Here is a 17,837-nt window from a genome sequence, read left to right as displayed (position 1 = left end):
TGACTGCTCATAGCAGCGCTTTTTATAACGATCCGCCCGACTTAGGGCGGGTTTTTCACTTTTTGTGCATCCTAACGGTACAGTCATTCGTACGATCAGGAAGACAGGATGAAGGAGTTGAGTGATGTTGACTGACAATAGGCCGATAAATAACAACGATATACGCGTGACAAGCCAGCAGCTGGCACCCGCTGAGATCTTGACGGGCCAGGATCGGAACGAAGAGCAGAATAGAGCTCCTATTCCGGTGCCTGAGACGAAGGAAGAGCTGTACGCAGCGCTGCAGAAGATTATGCAATGGGAACGAGAGCAGAAGGACATCTTTTTTTGGGAGAAGCTCGGGAGGATCCCCTTTATGCTGCTCGACAAGCTGACGCCGCGGTTTCTCCAGCAGAAGGTCGGACAAGCGCTTGACGAGGTAGGCAGCTTTATGCAGACCGGCGGTCAATATATCATTTCCGAGCGGGAGGTGCTGCGCAAGCTGGGTGTTCAGACGCTTGACGAGGCAGCAGGACTGCCGTTGGCGAGCATGAACAAGACTGCGGAAGATTTCTCCGAAAGCCGCAAAAAATTCGCGACCGTACAAGGAGCGACAACGGGCTTTGGCGGACTGTTCACGCTTGCTATCGATATCCCGGCGCTGCTCGGTATTTCGCTGAAGGTCATTCAGGAAATTGCGATTAGCTACGGTTATGATCCGAAGCAGAAAGAGGAGCGCGTCTTCGCCGTCAAATGTCTGCAGTTCGCCTCGTCGGATATTGTCGGCAAACGAGCCATTCTGGAACAGCTTGCACTGTTTGGGAAACCGGAGTCCCATGGCCAAATGGCCTCGCAAATTCAAGGCTGGCGCGAAGTGATGACGACCTACCGGGACAACTTCGGCTGGAAGAAGCTGTTCCAGCTCATCCCGATCGCAGGTATGCTGTTCGGTGCCTTTATCAACCGGGGCACGCTTCAGGATGTCTCCGAGGCGGCAAGGATGCTCTACAGTAAGCGCCGCTTGCTTGAGCGTCTGGAGCAACTGAAGCTAGGCGAAGCAGCCGGGGTCAAGTAAACGGCAAGCGAGCAAACGGAAAGCCGCGATCTTCTGACGCATGACGCGGGGAGGATTGCGGCTTTCTTCGCGTTAGACAGTCCCATGGAAGGTGGGCGCTCATGAGTGGGGGTAGTCTTCAAGCCATGCGCTGATGAGCATGCATTTCCTGTCAAAGCGTGTCGCACAGGCGGCAAATGTGCTATGCTAATGGTCATCGATCATGAGCAAAGGGGAAGCCGCGATATGGATTTTACCGTGCATTATTTATCGTTCTTCGTGATCCAGACGGAAGGGCCTGACGGAGCCGCGAAGACGTTCAAACATTTTCAAACCTTAGACCAGGATGAGTATGCCGAGAGTGAATTGAAATCATTCCTTGACGGGGAATTTCAACGGATATGCAAGCGAAAGGCGGAGCGTCACCCGAACACGGAGGCGGCCCCGACCAAGATTGGCCGGTTCGTCGCCGAGCCGGGCTACGATCTGGATAGCAACCCGAATTATAATCTTATGCAGCGGCTGAGATCAGCGGGCAGCAAGGAAGAGTACCACGGCTTTGCGGACGAGCTCGTACGGATGTATATGGATGCGGCGGCTGTTCGGGGCGGGGCCTTGATTGTCGTGCAGGCAACACCAGTCAAGTTTTCAAGCGAGCCGCTGCTGTTTGTTCTCAAATGCGATTTCGAGCCGAAGATTGCCCGCATTGCTGACGAGAGAAAGCTGATATCGCATGTCGAGATGGCCATCAGCGCCCGGAATATGAAATCAATCCAGTACCCATTCATGCCGGAGGAAGGCATTCTCGAGCCGTGGGAGCTTAAAATCCATCAGTCTTCCCATGCCCGCTACTTCGAGGATTTTCTCCGTTACGTCAGCTACGAAAAGGCGATGCCTGAGCTTATGACGGAGCATATGCTGACCATCGTATCGGAATACATGGAGGAGAAGTGGCAGGGGCAGGAGGGGGAAGAACGGGAGCAGGAAGCGAATGTCTATGAGCTCTGGGCGCATAGCGAGAAGCGTGAGCTGCAGGAGCAGTGGACGCAAGAGCAGGTCTCCGTGGCGACTGAGCGGCTTGTGGAGCAGCAGCCGAACTTGAGCCTGACGTTCAAGCTCGATGGCGTATCGGTGAAAGCGCCGTTAGCCGAGTTCGGAAACTCGGTTCATTTTGCCGTCTACAACGGCCGTTATGTGGCTCTTATCGAAGGCGACGGCTTTCAATTCGACCGCAGCATGCTGCCAGTCGAGCTGCTGCAGCCGCCCGATTTGCTGGAGGTCTTGGAGCAGGTCGGCAAGAAGAAGCAGGAAGATGACGAGCCGCCGTTCTAGATGAGGAATGGATCGGCCATGAGCAGCGGTCTTATTAATATCGCCATGGGAGGCATGTAACGAATGGAACAATTATTTTTTGTACAGCTCGGCATGGGTACCGACCTGCATGGACAGAACGTGACCAAGGCAGCGGTACGCGCCGTTCAGAATGCCATTCACCACAATTCAATGCCGGGCCTGCCTTCGGTGCTTCCGGAGGGCAGCTTGGATCGGATGAAAGTGAATGTGAAGCTCGCGGTCCCTTGCGACCGTGAACGGCTTGATCTCGATGCCATCAGAGCGGTGCTGCCTTATGGCTCAGTGACGATCGAGGTAGTGGATGGAGGGATGCTGACCACTAGCGGCATCGTACTGGAGGACAAGCAGGACCGGAACGATTTGATCTACGTGGTCATTGCTTCCGTCGAAGTGGGATACTAGCCGTAAGAAACCCGGCGGCTTGCAGGATTGTCTTAGGAATAGAATGAAGCAGCTTCTGGCATCGAATGAAGGCGTTCCGCAGGAGAGCCATTTTGAAGAAAATGGCCCCCTTTATTGCGGAATTGTCTGCATGAGCAGCCGAAAGCTGCTTTTTTGCGTTCGAATAGCCGCATAGCTTAGGCATGGCGCATGGCTCAATCTGAGAATCGCGGATCACAGATGATCGTAAGAAGAGGTGCAGCTAAACCAAGAATAATAGGGAAAAAGGAATATGGAAAAATTTAAAAATATCCATTGACAATGATAATCGTTATCAATAAAATGAAGGAGTCATAAATGATATTGATTATCATTATTAATAGGAGGCAGGGAAATGTTGCGTAAAGGTTTGATTCATAGTTTGTTGGCTGCAGCGGTGCTGCTTGCGCCAGTTGCATCGGGACAGTGGGGGATCGCGAAGGCGTCAGCGGCAAGCAGCCCGATTAAGGTTACTTTGGATGGAAGGGAGGTTTCGTTGGATACACAGCCGCGAATCGTGAACAACCGGACGTTGGTGCCCTATAGCGGAATCGTTAGCGCGCTTGGAGGCAGGGCTTCATGGGATGCGAAAACAAAGACGATTTCGGCAGACCGGGATAGCGTGAATGTGAAGCTTACGGTTGGATCTTCCTCCGCATACATAAACGGGGTTCGAACGCAGATGGATGCGGCACCCGTATTCATCAACGGCAAAACCTTCGTGCCGCTCCGACTTATTTCCGAGGCATTCGGCAAATGGGTGAGCTATAACAAAAGCATAAATACGGTGCAGTTAAGCAGCACCCTCACCGTTAAGACGAGCTCGGGTTCCTTTACATTAAAGAAGAAACCAAGCCGTATTGTGACGTTATCTTCATCAGACACGGAAATCATCTACGCGCTCGGCAGCACCGTTGTTGGGCGACCAACCGCCATCGGAGCTGTGTATCCTCAGGCGGCTGCATCTGTCCCGGAGGTTGGCAGTACACATGGCATTCTGTTCGAAAAGCTGGCGACACTTAAACCCGATCTCGTTATTGCCAGCCCATCCCTGAAATCTCAGCAGGCGACGATCGAGCGGCTTGGCGCTCAAGTGATGTTCAATTCACATAATTCGTATGATGAAATCCAAAATTCCATTCGGTTATATGGACGTATTCTAGGCCAGGAGAATAAAGCGGAGCAGCTGATCAAGGGAATGGACAGTAAGGTGAACTCGCTTAGCAAGCCGAAAGAGAAGCCGAAAACGCTGATCGTCTATGGTTCGCCCGGCAGCTTCGTCGTGGCGCTGCCAACTAGTTATCCGGGCAGCTTCCTGGAATTAGCGGGAGGTAAGAATGTTGCTTCTTCATTCCCTAAGATGGATACGATGCCCCAATATGCGGAGCTCAGCATGGAACGCATCGTTGCGTCGAATCCCGATATCATTATGTTGATTACCCACGGTGATGCTGCCGAGGTGAAGGAAAGCTTCAAGAAGCAGTTCGAAGGAAATGCCGCTTGGAAGAGTCTGGGTGCCGTGAAGAATGAGCAGTTCGAGGTCTTGCCTGCCGATTTGTTCGCCGCGAATCCAGGCCTGAGGGCGCCGCAAGCAATCGAAACGATGAATAAACTGCTGCTTCAGGTGAAGTAACAGGATGGCAATCGTAGCATGGAAACCAGCAGCAGCCGAGCGAGCACGGAATCCTAGATTCATTCGCAATGTTACGGTATGTGTCAGTAGTATAGCTCTGCTCCTTATCGCCGTACTTGTTGGTCTCATGTCAGGTTCCATACCAATCCCTGCGGGAGAGGTATGGACCGCCCTTCTCCACGCAACGGATACGGAAGCAAGGCAAATCGTATGGAACTTGCGGCTGCCCCGGATCTTAACCGGCATGCTAGCAGGAATCTGCCTTGCGACAGCGGGTGCTTTCCTGCAAGGGGTGTTCCGCAATCCGCTGGCTGATCCCGGGATTATCGGCGTATCCTCCGGCGGAGGTTTGGCGGCTGTCGTCATCATGATTTTGTTCCCCGAACAAATCGCCTTTCTGCCAATCGCCGCATTCACGGGGGCGCTGACTGCAGCTATCGTTGTCTATGCGCTCTCATGGAAAGGGGGAGCCTCTCCCTTACGGCTAATACTGGCGGGTGTTGCTGTGAATTCGCTGCTCGGAGCCGCAATGACCGCATTAATGATTTTGAACAGCGAGAAGGTTCAGGCGGTATTGCCGTGGATGTCGGGAAGTCTGAATGGACGAAGCTGGCCGCACTTTGAGACACTGCTTCCCTACACGGTAATAGGCATGATGGCTTCGATATTCTTAATTAAACAGGCCAATCTGCTCGTGCTTGGAGACGATGCGGCGAAGGTGCTGGGCAGCAAGGTAGAAGCTGGACGATTATGGATTATCCTGCTCTCGACCTTCATGGCGGGAGCTGCAATCAGCATTGTCGGCATGGTCGGATTCGTCGGGCTTGTCGTCCCGCATATCGTGCGGCTGTTGGTAGGCAGCGATTACCGGCTCTTATTGCCTATATCCGCTATAGGCGGCGGTATGCTTGTCATTGCGGCAGACACGGCTGCACGCAGCTGGTTTGACCCGATTGAGTTTCCGGTTGGCATTCTGCTTGCGCTGCTCGGCGCGCCGTTCTTTCTCTACTTACTTCGAAGGGGGCTTAACAGATGAGCGATGCACTGTGTGCATCCGATTTGAAATACGGCTACCGGTCAGAGCCTGTTGTTGACGGATTCGATCTCTCTGTTGCCCCAGGCGAATGGCTCGGCATCGTCGGGCCTAACGGATCCGGCAAGTCAACTGTGCTGCGTATGCTGGCAAGACTGGTTCCTCCGGAGCGGGGCGTCATCATGATGGGCGGACAGAATATGGCTGGGATGAACACCAAGGAGATCGCAAGGCGCTTGACAATGCTGGCTCAGACCCAAGAGTCCTCCCTCGATATTACGGTTCGCGAGCTCGTTCGCAGGGGGCGGAACCCTCATCTGAAATGGTATGAGGAATGCAGGGGCAAGCATGAGGACGTGGTGGATTGGGCGCTTCAGGTGACGAGTCTGGAATCGCTGCAGCACCGGTCGCTCTTGGAGCTGTCCGGCGGAGAGCGGCAGCGTGCATGGCTTGCAATGTGCATGGCTCAAAGTCCGGAAACGCTGCTGCTCGATGAACCGACAACCTATCTCGATATTGCCCATCAGCTGGAGCTGATGGAGCTGATTCGGCGTTTGAACCGGGAGCAAGGAATTACGGTCATCATGGTGCTGCATGATCTGAATCAGGCGGCCCGCTATTGCGACCGAATCGTCGCTGTCAAGAAAGGCGCGGTCGTACGGGAAGGAAGGCCCTCCGAGTTGTTCAAGACGGATTTTTTTCGTGACGTATTTGGCATCGAGGCGAAGGTTTACGACGATGAGGGTGTGCCTGTATACCTCCCTTGCGGCGTCGTAAGACAGCAACCATATCCTGAGAAAGCCTCATCAGCGGCACTGTAAAGAGGACATAGACGTTTATACCCGCAGCTATTCAGCGGTTGCGCGCTGCCGCATGATTTTAAACCAAATAAGGATTATCGGGAGGAATGAAAATAATGGCAGGAGCGAGCCTGGATATGGCTTTAGTAAGGGAGTTTGTAGGGGCGGCACACGCGGATTTGAATAAGGTTCAAGCGCTTCTCGAGCAGGAACCCGGACTGCTGCATGCCTCTATGAATTGGGGCGGTGATGATTGGGAGACAGCTTTAGGCGCAGCATCGCATGTCGGCAGGAGGGATATTGCGGAATGGCTGCTCTCCAAGGGAGCGCGGATGGACGTATTTGCCGCTGCAATGTTGGGTGAATTGGAGCTGGTTAAGGCGATGATCGGCAGATTTCCGCGTATGGCGGCTGCCGCAGGGCCTCATGGAATTCCTTTGCTGCAGCATGCTCTAATGGGCGGCGAGCAGGCCATGGAAGTAGCTGACTATCTGAAGTCGCTTAACAAGATGGAGGAGAGAGGCGATAAAGGCATGATCGTAGTTGAGAATGTGATTGAAGTGCGTGCAGGCTATGCAGAAGGGGTGATGGAGCGGTTTCGGACGCCCAAAAGCGTACATACCTTCCCGGGATTCATCAGGATGGATGTACTCCATGCCAAGAATGCTCAAGGGAACGAAGAAATCCGTGTGTGCACAACATGGGAGAATGAGGAGGCCTTCCATGGCTGGTCGAATAGCGACTCTTTCCGGCATGCTCATGCACGACGTGCCGAGGCGGCTGCAGCTGAACGGGCAGCGGGCAACGAGTCGGCACATTCGGCGTCAGCCGGTGAAGGGAAGCGTGAGAACATGGCTCATGGAAGTCCCCATCCTGACACAACCGCAGGCCATGGCAGTCACTCATCCGGTTCGGCCCATGGCAGTGATGCCGCTGCCCATGGTCCGATTATCGGCAACAAGGTAACGATTTATACGGTGGTCGTGTCGCACTTGCCCGAGGTACCGTCTGTACCAGCTGTGGAAGTTGGATAATTTCATATAGCCGTAGATAACGTTACATTAAAGTTAATGCCCAAAGAGGAAATCTCCCGCATGAAGCGGAGGTTTCCTCTTTGGGCAATTGCAGCTTAAGTCTTTATTCGTAATCGCCAGGCTCCATGCCGCTGCTGATCCCCATCCGGTTCCAGCTGTTTATCGTGTTGATAACAAAGATGAGGTCGACGAACTGCTTCTCGTTAAAGTGCGCTCTTACCGACTCGTATAGATCATCGGTGACGCCTGCGTCACCGATACGGGTGACGGCTTCCGCTAGAGCCAATGCCGCTCTTTCTTCTGCTGTATAGAGAGAGGTTTCTCTCCATGCATTCAGCAAGTATAGACGCTGTTCGGTTTCACCATGTTTTCGCGCATCCTTGGTGTGCATGTTGATGCAGAAGGCGCAGCCGTTGAGCTGAGAGACGCGGATTTTTATCAATTCCTTCAATGCGGGATCGATATCGGTACTGCTTGCGTACTGTTCCATTCGGATCAAAGCTTGGAAGGCTTGCGGGTTGGCGTCACGGTAATTGAATCTCATTTCATCATCACTCCTGTTGAATGGTCTGTTGTTTCATAAGCGTTCCTACACAAGACGGATGGACGGTTGATTTTGTGACATACAGTCCTGAAAATTATCAAGAAAATATTCACAGAGAGGAAGCGCTTGGGAGTTAAAATTAGCTAGGTGTATGCTGTGAGCTAATAAGACTTGACGTTGACGCTGCGTCAACGCTTATCGTTTCCATATGTAGCCGCTTAGCTGCCAATATGATTGCTGGAAGATGTGTCCAAGAAAACAGGAGCATCTGATTGCAGGGAGGACGATGAGAGAATGAGAACTGGGATACGAAATGGTCTGATCATTACGATGATAGAAGGAGAAGCGCCCTATAAAGGGAATATTCTGATTGAGGATGACCGCATCGTGGAGCTGGGTGTATCTGTTGATATATCAGAGGTTGATCAGGTGATCGAAGGTGAAGGTTTTACCGCTATGCCGGGCTTTATTAATGCGCATCAGCATTCGCCGATGAGCCTGCTGCGGGCTTTCTCCGATGACATGAAGCTGATGGATTGGCTCGACCGAAAGATGCTACCAGCGGAAGCGAACATGACGCCGGAGGATATTTACTGGGGCTCACAACTGGCCATGGCGGAGATGATACGGAGCGGTACGACATGCTTCGCGGACATGTATATCCAAATGGGCCAAATCGCTGAAGCTGTGAAGAGTGTGGGCATGCGTGCATCGTTAACCCGCGGGTTAGTGTTTCTGCAGGATGACGGCGGGCGACGAATGAGCGAAGCGATTGATTTGGTCGAACGATGGTCGGGAGCGGCGGATGGCCGAATTACGACGATGATCGGGCCGCATTCGCCATACACATGTCCCCCTGAGCCATTGAAGGAAACGATTGCTTATGCGGAATCCCGGAAGCTTCCCATCCATATCCATTTGGCGGAGACGAAGGAAGAGGTCGTCAAGATCCGTGATAAGTACGGTGTGACGCCAACGGAATATTTGGCCCACATAGGAATGTTCGATCGCGCCCATGTGCTGCTTGCACACGCCGTTCATCTGACGCGAAAGGATATTCGGCTGCTGCACGGTATGCGAGGCGGTATCGCACATAATCCGATTAGCAATTTGAAGCTGGGCTGCGGTATTGCACCCGTAGCAGAATGCCTGCGCCAAGGTATTACGGTGGGGCTTGGTACGGATGGAGCGGGCAGCGCAACGACGCTGGATATGTTCGAAACCGTGAGGGCAGCAGCGTGGCTGCAGAAGCTCGATTACGGTGATCCAACGATACTACCTGCAAGCCATGCGCTCGGCATGGGGACACTGGAGAGTGCGAAGCTGCTGTGTCTTGACCACGAGGTTGGCACATTGGAGGCGGGCAAGAAGGCGGATTTGATTCTCGTCGATATGAGAAAACCGCATCTGCAGCCGGTTCATAATATCGAATCGCTGCTGGCTTACGCAGCCAGCGGATCGGATGTCGACACGGTAATGGTGAATGGCAGGCTCCTTATGCAGGGAAGAAAGCTGTTGACCATTAATGAAGACGAGCTGTACAGGCAAGTTCGTCAACGGGCAGAGCGAATTGTAAAGGGGATTTAAGAGCAAGTTTACAAAATAATCCGGAAAATCTTGCGCGAGCCTATTGACAACCGCCTTGGGATTGTATACATTCGTATACATCAACAGATGTATACGAATGTATACAGAAAGGAGGCTGTAATGAAACAAGGCCAATTTGACAGACCGGAAGCTCGTCCTGCAATTGTCTCGCCGCTAGACGACCGTGGGAAAGGAAGAGGTCGCGGTCATCGTGGAGAGCATCGTGGTGAGCATCATAGAAGGCGTGGCGGTGAACCGGGAAGCGGCGGTGCCCAAACGTACAGAAGAGGGAGAATTCTGACCTTTCTGGAGCAGCTGCATATTAAGCGCGCGACCTTGTCGAGACAGCTTGGGGAAACAGAGTTTCAATCGATCCATCCGGTAATCAGCGGTGAACTCAAAGCCATTGAGCAGGTGATCAGCGACTATATGTATTTATTCGAGCTGCAGGAAGATGACAGGATGAAGCCGGAGCAGCAAGATGCATTCGTTGAGACGAACGAAGAAAACTAAATTATGGATTGATTTTGGAGAGTGATTTTGCGTGCTGCGCCGTTTTTTTTCATACTATCGTCCTTATAAAGGGCTATTCTTTTTAGATTTCACTTGTGCGATTCTTGCCGGATTGCTCGAGCTTGCCTTTCCGCTGGCGGTAAGCACCTTTATCAATGACTTATTGCCTGGAGAGGACTGGCCGCTCATCGTGCTGGCTTGTCTGGCATTGTTCGGTATTTATGCGTTGAACACGGCACTTAATTATGTCGTGACGTATTGGGGACATATGCTGGGGATCAACATCGAGACGGATATGCGCAGAAAGATGTTCGGGCATATTCAGAAGCTGTCGTTCCGGTTTTTCGACAATCATAAAACCGGTCATCTGATTGGTAGAATTACGAATGACCTGAACGATATCGGAGAAGTAGCCCACCACGGTCCCGAGGATGTTTTCATTGCAGTGATGACGCTCGTCGGTGCATTCTCTCTCATGGCTTATATTAATTTGGAGCTGGCGCTGCTGACCTTTATCATTATCCCGTTGATGGCCTGGCTGATTATCGTATTCGGCGGCAAGATGACATCAACGTACAGACGTTTATTCGGAGACGTGGGCAATTTCAATGCCCGTATCGAGGATAACGTCGGCGGCATTCGCGTGGTTCAATCGTTCGCTAACGAAGCTCATGAGAAGAAGCTGTTCGCGGTCGACAATCAGAAGTTTCGCGAGACGAAGCTGCTAGCGTACAAAACGATGGCGAAGAGCATATCGGTCAGCTATATGATGATGCGTCTCATTACGGTCTTCGTGATGATATGCGGCGCCTGGTTCTTTATTAAAGGCAAGCTGGATATGGGCGAATTTATGGCCTTCCTGCTGCTGTCCAATATCTTCTTCCGCCCGATCGAAAAGATAAATGCTGTGATCGAGAGCTATCCTAAAGGTATAGCGGGCTTCAAAAGGTATATTGAGATCATCGATACGGAGCCGGATATTGCGGATTCGCCAGATGCCATTCGGATGAATGCGGTCAAAGGGGACATTCAATTCGAAGGCGTCACGTTCGGGTATGAGCCGAACCGGAAAATTTTGCAGGATATCGATCTGACCATTCATGCGGGGGAAACGATTGCGTTCGTAGGACCATCCGGGGCCGGCAAAACGACGATTTGCAGCCTGCTGCCGCGATTCTATGATGTGGATACAGGCAGAATTACTGTTGATGGGGTCGATATACGGAAGATTGAGCTTGAGTCGCTGCGTAAGCATATCGGTATCGTTCAACAGGATGTGTTCCTCTTCTCCGGGACAATTCGCGAGAATATTGCTTACGGCGATTTGAAAGCCACGGAAGAAGAGATTTGGGAAGCGGCAAGGCGTGCTTCGCTGGAAGAGCTGATCCATAAGCTGCCAGAAGGAATCGACACGATTATCGGGGAACGCGGCGTGAAGCTGTCAGGGGGACAGAAGCAGCGGCTGTCGATTGCCAGAATGTTTCTTAAGAATCCTCCTATCCTCATTCTGGATGAGGCAACTTCTGCACTGGACACGGAGACGGAAGCGGCCATTCAACAGTCCTTGTCCGATCTGTCTGTAGGAAGAACGACACTAGTGATCGCACATCGGCTGACTACGATCAAGAATGCGGACCGTATTATTGTCGTCAATGAAGATGGCATTGCCGAGCAGGGCAAGCATCAGGAATTGGTTGTTTCGGGCGGTATCTACAGCCGGCTGCATCACGCTCAGTACAATCGGTAAAAGGTTTATAGAGACCCATGAACGTTACAACCGTTCATGGGTCTCTTTGCCCAGTGATCGCTCCCAGCTGCCGCAAATATTTGAGAGGATGGCATTGACCCGTCGGCGCAGTAACGAGAAATCAAGCAATAGGCCTCCCGAAATTTACAATCAAGCTGACTCGTAACTAATGCTCGAGAAAAAGCGAGGGCAGCGAAGGTTTATGAAATGATGTGGAAAGCTGACATATACGATTTGGTGACCGTAAGATTTCTTAATGGTTTACACAAGATCATATGTTCGGTATATTGATAGTGTACGGTTTACATAGAATGGCAGCCTTCAAGGCGAATTGCAATGAGAGTGCGGGGAGAGCGTATCGATATGAATTTGATGATTATGAATGAAACAAGAACCTTTCAGCTGTATGGGGTTACGAAGCAGGTTGAACCTAGCAAAAGCTACGGCGATGCGATCAAGAAGCTGCTGGATGAGGTTTGGACGGAAGTTCGGGGGAAGAAGCTGTCTCATAACGGTATCAATCATGTCCTCTATGATTGCGATAATTTATTGTTTGCGGGCGTTGAGCTTCTTTCGCCGGTAGAATCGGACTCTGTGCTGATGAAGAGGGAAGTAAGCTTTCATCATTATGCGTACTGGAAACATATCGGCCCATACAGCCAGTTAGGCGCCACGCATGACAGTATTCGCCAAGCGATTCAAGCCTCAGGCAGGCAGCGGACCTATCCGTCCATGGAAATCTACGGCCATTGGGATGAGGATCCGTATAAGCTGCAGACCGAGATTCTATATCCGCTTCTGTAAGTGAGGCATAGCAAAGCAGCTGACTGACGTCACTAGGACGCCGGTCAGCTGCTTTTGTCTTATATTCTGGCCTTGTACTTACCGGTGTGAATCAGCGTAATCTTGACTGAAATCTTATTCAAGGTATCCTCTTTAAGCACGATCTTGTTCATTTTATTCAACCGCTGCCACTCACGCGGTTGATTACGATAGAACACACCTAATAGATTCAAGATATCCGTTTGATTCGGAAGCCCTTTCCGGTAGGTGTGAAGGATCTGGCTACGAACGACTGCTGCCGCTTCGGCTTCCAGCTTGCTTATCGAATAGTTTTCTGTCATTTCCTCGACATTGCCCTTTATCCGCACATCGATATTGAACTTAACTTCGTTCTTATCGATATATGGTTTAATCCGATAACGGGGATTGTTTAGCGAAATCGCAATATGAGGATTGTCGCCGGCAGGAACATTGATCAGAAACCGTTTCGTCCTCTTTTCCATCCATTTGCTGCCAATGAGATCATCGAGCGAGAACCAGCCCTTGAACTCCTTATTTTGCATAATGTAGGCGCCGTCGTTAAGGAACATGGATTTTTTCTTCTCATTCTCTGTCCAGCTCTCGTCGGTTGTAGCGAGCGTAGGAAGATAGGTAGCGCGCATAGGTTCATTTATTTCCGAAATCACTCTAAATGCATATTGGGGTGCAATTTCGGATTGCTGCTCATAGCTGTCTTGAGGCGAATCCAAGATCGTATCCAGAGGGGAGAGATTCAGAATGGACTGCTGCGTTAATATTTTGGGCAGCGGTTCTTTCGTGCCATAGACTAGTATGTTATAGCGGATCTCCCGATATCGGTTGATTGAATCGTAAGCTTGCTGTAAGGCTTGCTTATTTCTGGCAAATGCATCGCTGAACACAATAGCTCTAACGTGCCCCCAATATACGCGGAGCTGTGAGGTTCGATAAAGGGAGGATAACGCTTCGGATACGGTTTTTCCTTGCCCTTTACCGACCCAGACCGGAATGCTTTTCCCGATTTCCATGGTTTCGGTCTTGGCCACCTGGGAGAAGCTTAATACTTGTATATACGTTATATAGAATCCATCCTTGTAATCCAGGCCGATCGCCGTTGCGTAATCCATATGCTGAATCGTCTTCGAGCTCCAGCAGCCGGATAGGACGAAGAGAAGAAGCAATCCGAGATATAACTTGATTATCCGATGCATGCTACTCCTCCTTATACCGGTCCTTGTCGATTGGCTGCAGTCCTTCAGGCCGATTGTTCATCTTTCGCCATGGGAATCGCAGAACAGATTTAAACATACTGCTCCAGCTGTACATAGGCGATACGGGAGCCATATAAGGAATACCGAATGAGCGAAGGCTGCACATATAACCGACAAGGACGACTATGCCAAGCAGCAGGCCGTACATCCCGAGAAAAGAAGCAATGAAGAAAAGGACAAATCGAATAACGCTCACCGTACCGCTGAGTGATTGATTGACGAGCGTGACACCGGCCACAGCGGTCAATGCGCCTACGACAACGACGCTCGGAGAAACAAGACCGGCCCGGATTGCGGCATCGCCGATAATCAATCCGCCGACTACAGTCAAGGTCTGGCCGATCGAGCTCGGCAAGCGAAGGCCGGCTTCCCGGAAGATTTCCAGCAGGACGAGCAGGATAAACAATTCCAGCTGCCCGGAGAAAGGAAGTCCTAAGCGTGAGGAGGCGATCGTCGCCATCAATCGAAAGGGCAGCTGATCCGGGTGGAAGGAAGAGAGCGCAACCCATGCGCCCGGCAGCAGGACCGATATAGCAAAGCTGAGCAATCGGATGAGGCGCGCGAACGACACATATTCGAAATTGAAATGCAGATCTTCAGGCGACTTCATTAAGAGAGAGAAGCTTCCCGGCCCGATCATGACCATCGGGTTGCCGTCGACGATGATGACGAATCGGCCGGCAAGCAGGCTGGCGACAACCTTGTCGGGACGTCCGGTGAAGTCAAGCAAAGGAAATAACGAGTATTTGGTATCGTTTATGAACGATTCAAGCTGGTTGATGCTGTACAATCCGTCAATATCAATCTTATTTAACCGACTGCGAACCTCATTAAGAATACCGGGGTTAAGGATATCCTGAAAATAGATTAAGCTCAGCTTCGTCCTCGTGCGCCGTCCCACCACAAAATTTTCGTTGCACAGGGATTGGCTGCGAATCCGCTTGCGGATTAAGCCCACATTGGTCAGGATATCCTCTGTAAATCCGTCCTTTGGACCTTTGATCGTAATTTCCGTGCTGGATTCCTCGGGCGTGCGTTCGGGACGATGGCAGATGCTCAATCGGAACAGTGCGCTGTCGGCTGCAGGAAAGAAGAGAAGAAGATCCCCCTGAAAGATCCATTCCGACAGATCATTGACTGTGACCTTCGCCGGGGTTGAAATAAGCGGAAGGGTGCCGTGCACCGGATTGTCAAGCAGCTCCAAGAAGCCCTGCTTACGAAACAGCTGCTCCAGCTCCGGAAGAACGACTCTGCTGATCATGGACGTGTCAGTCAGTCCTTCGCCATATAGCAGGACAACCTCTGAGGATGCCTCCGCGCTCAGCTGTATTCGTTTGATATTGACATCTACTGCGTCAATGAACAGTTCTTCGAGCTTCTCAAATGTCCATTTCTCAGGTTGGCCTTGCCAAAGCATAGAATCGTTCATACCTGCTCCTTCCCCTTCTTCTTCCTTATTAGTGAGATGGCAATATACACCGCAGACACAAAGAAAGCCACAAGCAGAGATACCGGGAAGTAATACAGTGTCATCCATCGGTAGAAGTCGTGCTGTTCGATCGGGTACATGGCGATGGTGATGTAACTTACCGTAATGAAGAGGATGAACCAGTCACGTGCTTTGGCCGAGCGAAAGGGAAGGAGTTCGGCCAGAATATACTGGGCAAAGCTGACCCGGATCACAGCGCCGGACATCCATTGAAAAACAGACAAGAAGTCGACGTGTTCGAGATCGTTACCCAGCTTGACAAGGCGCCATTGCTCATAAGGAGATTCGAACTGCTTGGCGGCTTCTTTATGGCCAAATTCCGTAATTGCACCGATAACCGGGCCGACTGTGATATAGACAAGAATGGCCGCTAATAATACGAGCTGCCATACCTTAGGCCTTGATTTTAACCGGTGCTGGATCGTGAGCAGCAGCACTAATTCGATGAACCCCCCTCCAGCGTATAGCATCCCGTTCAAGGCGGGCTGCCATCCGTGTTCCAGTATGGGCTTCATCAGGGTGTAATCCTTGTTGGGGCTGTTGGAGAAAGAAACGAAATAACCGAGAACGATGACGATCGGAAGCAGGATTCCGGAACTGTATGCAATCATGCGAATGCCTGAGCGGGCATAATAAAAGCAAACCAGGCTTAACGTGATCACCAGCACAAACTTAGGCGTATCCGGCAAATAATAAGTCAAGGTCCAGGTCTCCGTATTGATAATGGTTGTACATCCGATCAGGTAGACCTGGACGCATAGCGGAAAAACAAGAATCCACGAAATCCAGGAGGCTGTCCGGCTTGCCAGCCAAGGCTGAAGCTTCTGCCCGCCTGAGTTGCGCATGAACAGCACAAGAAGCGCACACCAAGGAAGATAGCATGCTCCTGCCAAGAGCACCGCAATCCAAGCATCTCTTCCGGACGCATCCAAGAGCATGGGATTGATGATGACATGATTCGTCAATCCGATCGCGAGCATCAGAATCAAGCAGGCTTGAAAAAAACTGATTTTAGTTACGGCGTTTATCATTGCACAATCACCCGGATTATTATTATGACGTTGTCATATTGTTCCAAAGTGTCCTGGGTATTATGCATGATTGTGGAAACATTAATCGGATGTGGGCTAATATCTGTAATAGGCTTTAAAGAATCTCCAAACCACTTATCCGGTTCAAATCGACATGTCTGGGTGCATTCGCCATGAATTTGCCCCATCTTTGCCCGATGTGGTATTCCTTAATCGCCTCCGTGTCCTTTAACAGGTGGCCCGTAAGCAAGCATACGGCGGTCTGCTCCGGATGAATAATTCCATCCAGAACCAGCTTGCGGAGACCGGCAAGCGAAGCGGCGGATGCGGGTTCACAGCCGATACCGCTGCGATCGATAACCGCTTTGGCTTCCATAATATCGAAATCCGATACGGATACGGTTACGCCATGAGTTAAATTCAGTGTATGCAGGGCCTTGCGCCAGCTGGGAGGGTTGCCGATATTAAGTGCGGAAGCCCGGGTGTGCGGTTGAGGCTCCGGCTGAATACGAGGAGAAGCGGCATGTTGGCTGTGCGGCGTATCATGTCCCGCCAAGCTGGCGACTAGACGGTGGAAAGGACTTGCGCCTTCGGCCTGAACAACGGCCACGCGGGGCAGCTTATCAATGAAGCCCAGTGAGAACAAATCATACAACCCTCTGCCAAGCGCAGCCGCATTGCTGAGCGCTCCGCCGGGCAGGATGAACCATTCGGGAAGCTTCCAGTCCATATCCTGCGCGATTTCAAAGATGATGCTCTTCTGGCCTTCGATGCGCAGAGGATTAATCGAGTTGCACACATATAGACCGAGCTCCTCGGCATGGGCTTTCAAGAAAGCGATTCCGTCATCATACGTACCCTCAAATGTGCGGAGCTCCGCTCCATAGGCGATGGATTGGAGCACTTTATTATCCGACACGCCGTTGCGAGGGACAAGCACGACGGAAGCTTGACTGCCGATTGCGGCATACATGGCAAGCGAGGAGGACGTATTGCCCGTAGAGGAACAAGCGAATCGGCGATAGCCCAGCTCATAACCGTGCGAGACGGCAGCCGTCATCCCGTTGTCCTTGAACGATCCGCTGGGGTTCTCACTTTGCGCTTTCAACCAAACCCTGCGTACCGATGCATACTCCGCAGCCCGTCTCGACTCATACAGTCCCGTATTGCCTTCCTGCTTCGTTATAATCGATTGCTCCCCAAGCTCTGGCGCGATGAGCTCCTTATACCGCCAGACACCGCTGGCGTAGATCGTGCTCCGCTCCGAACGGCGCTCATGAAAAAGCCGTTTAAGCTTATCCGGGTCTAATCCGCTGAAATCATGGACGATCTCGAGCAGCCCCCCGCATTCGCATTCGTAACGCATGGGAGACTTCAATTCTGTTTCTTTACGACACTCTGAACATACTGCTTTCATGGCCTAATTCCACTCCTTGCTTTAACCTAATTTTGTTATGTGTTCGCTTGTTCCACATGTGGGTTAGCTTTACAATAACGGTAGTTGAATCATAATTCTAATACCAATAATTACGTTAATCATAACTTTAA

General features: G+C 51.3%; 16 protein-coding genes and 1 pseudogene. 12 read left to right on the top strand and 5 right to left on the bottom strand.

Features of this window, described 5'->3' with window-relative positions; translation table 11 throughout:
• Positions 1 to 124: 124 nt before the first annotated feature.
• The 8 genes and pseudogenes from NNL21_RS03685 (at position 125) to NNL21_RS03650 (ending at position 7,306) form a co-directional block, all read left to right on the top strand.
• Positions 125 to 1,054: an EcsC family protein gene (locus NNL21_RS03685; RefSeq protein ID WP_204816085.1), complete on the top strand. Its 930-nt coding sequence runs from the start codon at positions 125 to 127 to the stop codon at positions 1,052 to 1,054.
• Positions 1,055 to 1,279: 225 nt separating this feature from the next.
• Positions 1,280 to 2,365, top strand: coding sequence for a DUF3900 domain-containing protein (locus tag NNL21_RS03680; RefSeq protein WP_204816753.1), 1,086 nt, complete (start codon positions 1,280 to 1,282; stop codon positions 2,363 to 2,365).
• 63 nt (positions 2,366 to 2,428) lie between these two features.
• Complete coding sequence (locus NNL21_RS03675; protein WP_204816084.1) at positions 2,429 to 2,788, top strand: Lin0512 family protein; 360 nt, start codon at positions 2,429 to 2,431, stop codon at positions 2,786 to 2,788.
• Positions 2,789 to 3,161: 373 nt separating this feature from the next.
• Entirely contained in the window at positions 3,162 to 4,439 is a 1,278-nt protein-coding gene (locus NNL21_RS03670; RefSeq protein WP_204816083.1) for an ABC transporter substrate-binding protein, read from the top strand.
• Positions 4,440 to 4,443: 4 nt separating this feature from the next.
• On the top strand, positions 4,444 to 5,475 hold the full coding sequence (locus NNL21_RS03665; RefSeq protein WP_204816082.1) for a FecCD family ABC transporter permease: 1,032 nt from the start codon (positions 4,444 to 4,446) through the stop codon (positions 5,473 to 5,475).
• Positions 5,472 to 6,293 (top strand): ABC transporter ATP-binding protein, encoded by an 822-nt coding sequence (locus NNL21_RS03660; RefSeq protein ID WP_204816081.1) that lies wholly within the window; start codon positions 5,472 to 5,474, stop codon positions 6,291 to 6,293. The genes NNL21_RS03665 and NNL21_RS03660 overlap by 4 nt, the downstream gene beginning before the upstream one ends.
• A gap of 95 nt (positions 6,294 to 6,388) precedes the next feature.
• Positions 6,389 to 6,778: pseudogene (locus tag NNL21_RS03655) on the top strand (ankyrin repeat domain-containing protein); the annotation flags it as partial.
• 3 nt (positions 6,779 to 6,781) lie between these two features.
• Positions 6,782 to 7,306, top strand: a complete 525-nt coding sequence (locus NNL21_RS03650) for an antibiotic biosynthesis monooxygenase (protein WP_309145310.1) — start codon at positions 6,782 to 6,784, stop codon at positions 7,304 to 7,306.
• 103 nt (positions 7,307 to 7,409) lie between these two features.
• Here the strand turns inward: NNL21_RS03650 and NNL21_RS03645 are convergent, their stop codons facing one another.
• On the bottom strand, positions 7,410 to 7,850 hold the full coding sequence (locus tag NNL21_RS03645) for a carboxymuconolactone decarboxylase family protein (RefSeq protein ID WP_204816079.1): 441 nt from the start codon (positions 7,848 to 7,850) through the stop codon (positions 7,410 to 7,412).
• Between the two features lie 294 nt (positions 7,851 to 8,144).
• Between NNL21_RS03645 and NNL21_RS03640 the strand changes: the two genes are divergently transcribed.
• The 4 genes from NNL21_RS03640 to NNL21_RS03625 all read left to right on the top strand — a co-directional run bounded on the left by NNL21_RS03640 (position 8,145) and on the right by NNL21_RS03625 (position 12,501).
• Positions 8,145 to 9,437, top strand: coding sequence for an amidohydrolase (locus NNL21_RS03640; protein WP_204816078.1), 1,293 nt, complete (start codon positions 8,145 to 8,147; stop codon positions 9,435 to 9,437).
• Between the two features lie 120 nt (positions 9,438 to 9,557).
• Positions 9,558 to 9,950 (top strand): hypothetical protein, encoded by a 393-nt coding sequence (locus NNL21_RS03635; RefSeq protein WP_256555036.1) that lies wholly within the window; start codon positions 9,558 to 9,560, stop codon positions 9,948 to 9,950.
• Positions 9,951 to 9,981: 31 nt separating this feature from the next.
• Positions 9,982 to 11,697: an ABC transporter ATP-binding protein gene (locus NNL21_RS03630; RefSeq protein ID WP_204816077.1), complete on the top strand. Its 1,716-nt coding sequence runs from the start codon at positions 9,982 to 9,984 to the stop codon at positions 11,695 to 11,697.
• Positions 11,698 to 12,060: 363 nt separating this feature from the next.
• Positions 12,061 to 12,501, top strand: coding sequence for a GyrI-like domain-containing protein (locus tag NNL21_RS03625; protein ID WP_204816076.1), 441 nt, complete (start codon positions 12,061 to 12,063; stop codon positions 12,499 to 12,501).
• 59 nt (positions 12,502 to 12,560) lie between these two features.
• Here NNL21_RS03625 and NNL21_RS03620 read toward each other — a convergent pair whose 3' ends face one another.
• The 4 genes from NNL21_RS03620 to thrC all read right to left on the bottom strand — a co-directional run bounded on the left by NNL21_RS03620 (position 12,561) and on the right by thrC (position 17,706).
• Positions 12,561 to 13,709, bottom strand: a complete 1,149-nt coding sequence (locus tag NNL21_RS03620) for a Ger(x)C family spore germination protein (RefSeq protein WP_204816075.1) — start codon at positions 13,707 to 13,709, stop codon at positions 12,561 to 12,563.
• Between the two features lies 1 nt (position 13,710).
• Positions 13,711 to 15,198 (bottom strand): spore germination protein, encoded by a 1,488-nt coding sequence (locus NNL21_RS03615; RefSeq protein ID WP_256555035.1) that lies wholly within the window; start codon positions 15,196 to 15,198, stop codon positions 13,711 to 13,713.
• Positions 15,195 to 16,289 (bottom strand): GerAB/ArcD/ProY family transporter, encoded by a 1,095-nt coding sequence (locus tag NNL21_RS03610; RefSeq protein WP_204816074.1) that lies wholly within the window; start codon positions 16,287 to 16,289, stop codon positions 15,195 to 15,197. Before NNL21_RS03610 ends, NNL21_RS03615 begins: the two co-directional genes overlap by 4 nt.
• A gap of 115 nt (positions 16,290 to 16,404) precedes the next feature.
• Positions 16,405 to 17,706, bottom strand: coding sequence for a threonine synthase (thrC, locus tag NNL21_RS03605; RefSeq protein ID WP_204816073.1), 1,302 nt, complete (start codon positions 17,704 to 17,706; stop codon positions 16,405 to 16,407).
• Positions 17,707 to 17,837: the final 131 nt, after the last annotated feature.

This window comes from Paenibacillus mendelii (assembly GCF_024498075.1).
GTDB classification, from domain to species: domain Bacteria; phylum Bacillota; class Bacilli; order Paenibacillales; family Paenibacillaceae; genus Paenibacillus_Z; species Paenibacillus_Z mendelii.
This window is presented reverse-complemented; position numbering and strand designations above follow the sequence as displayed.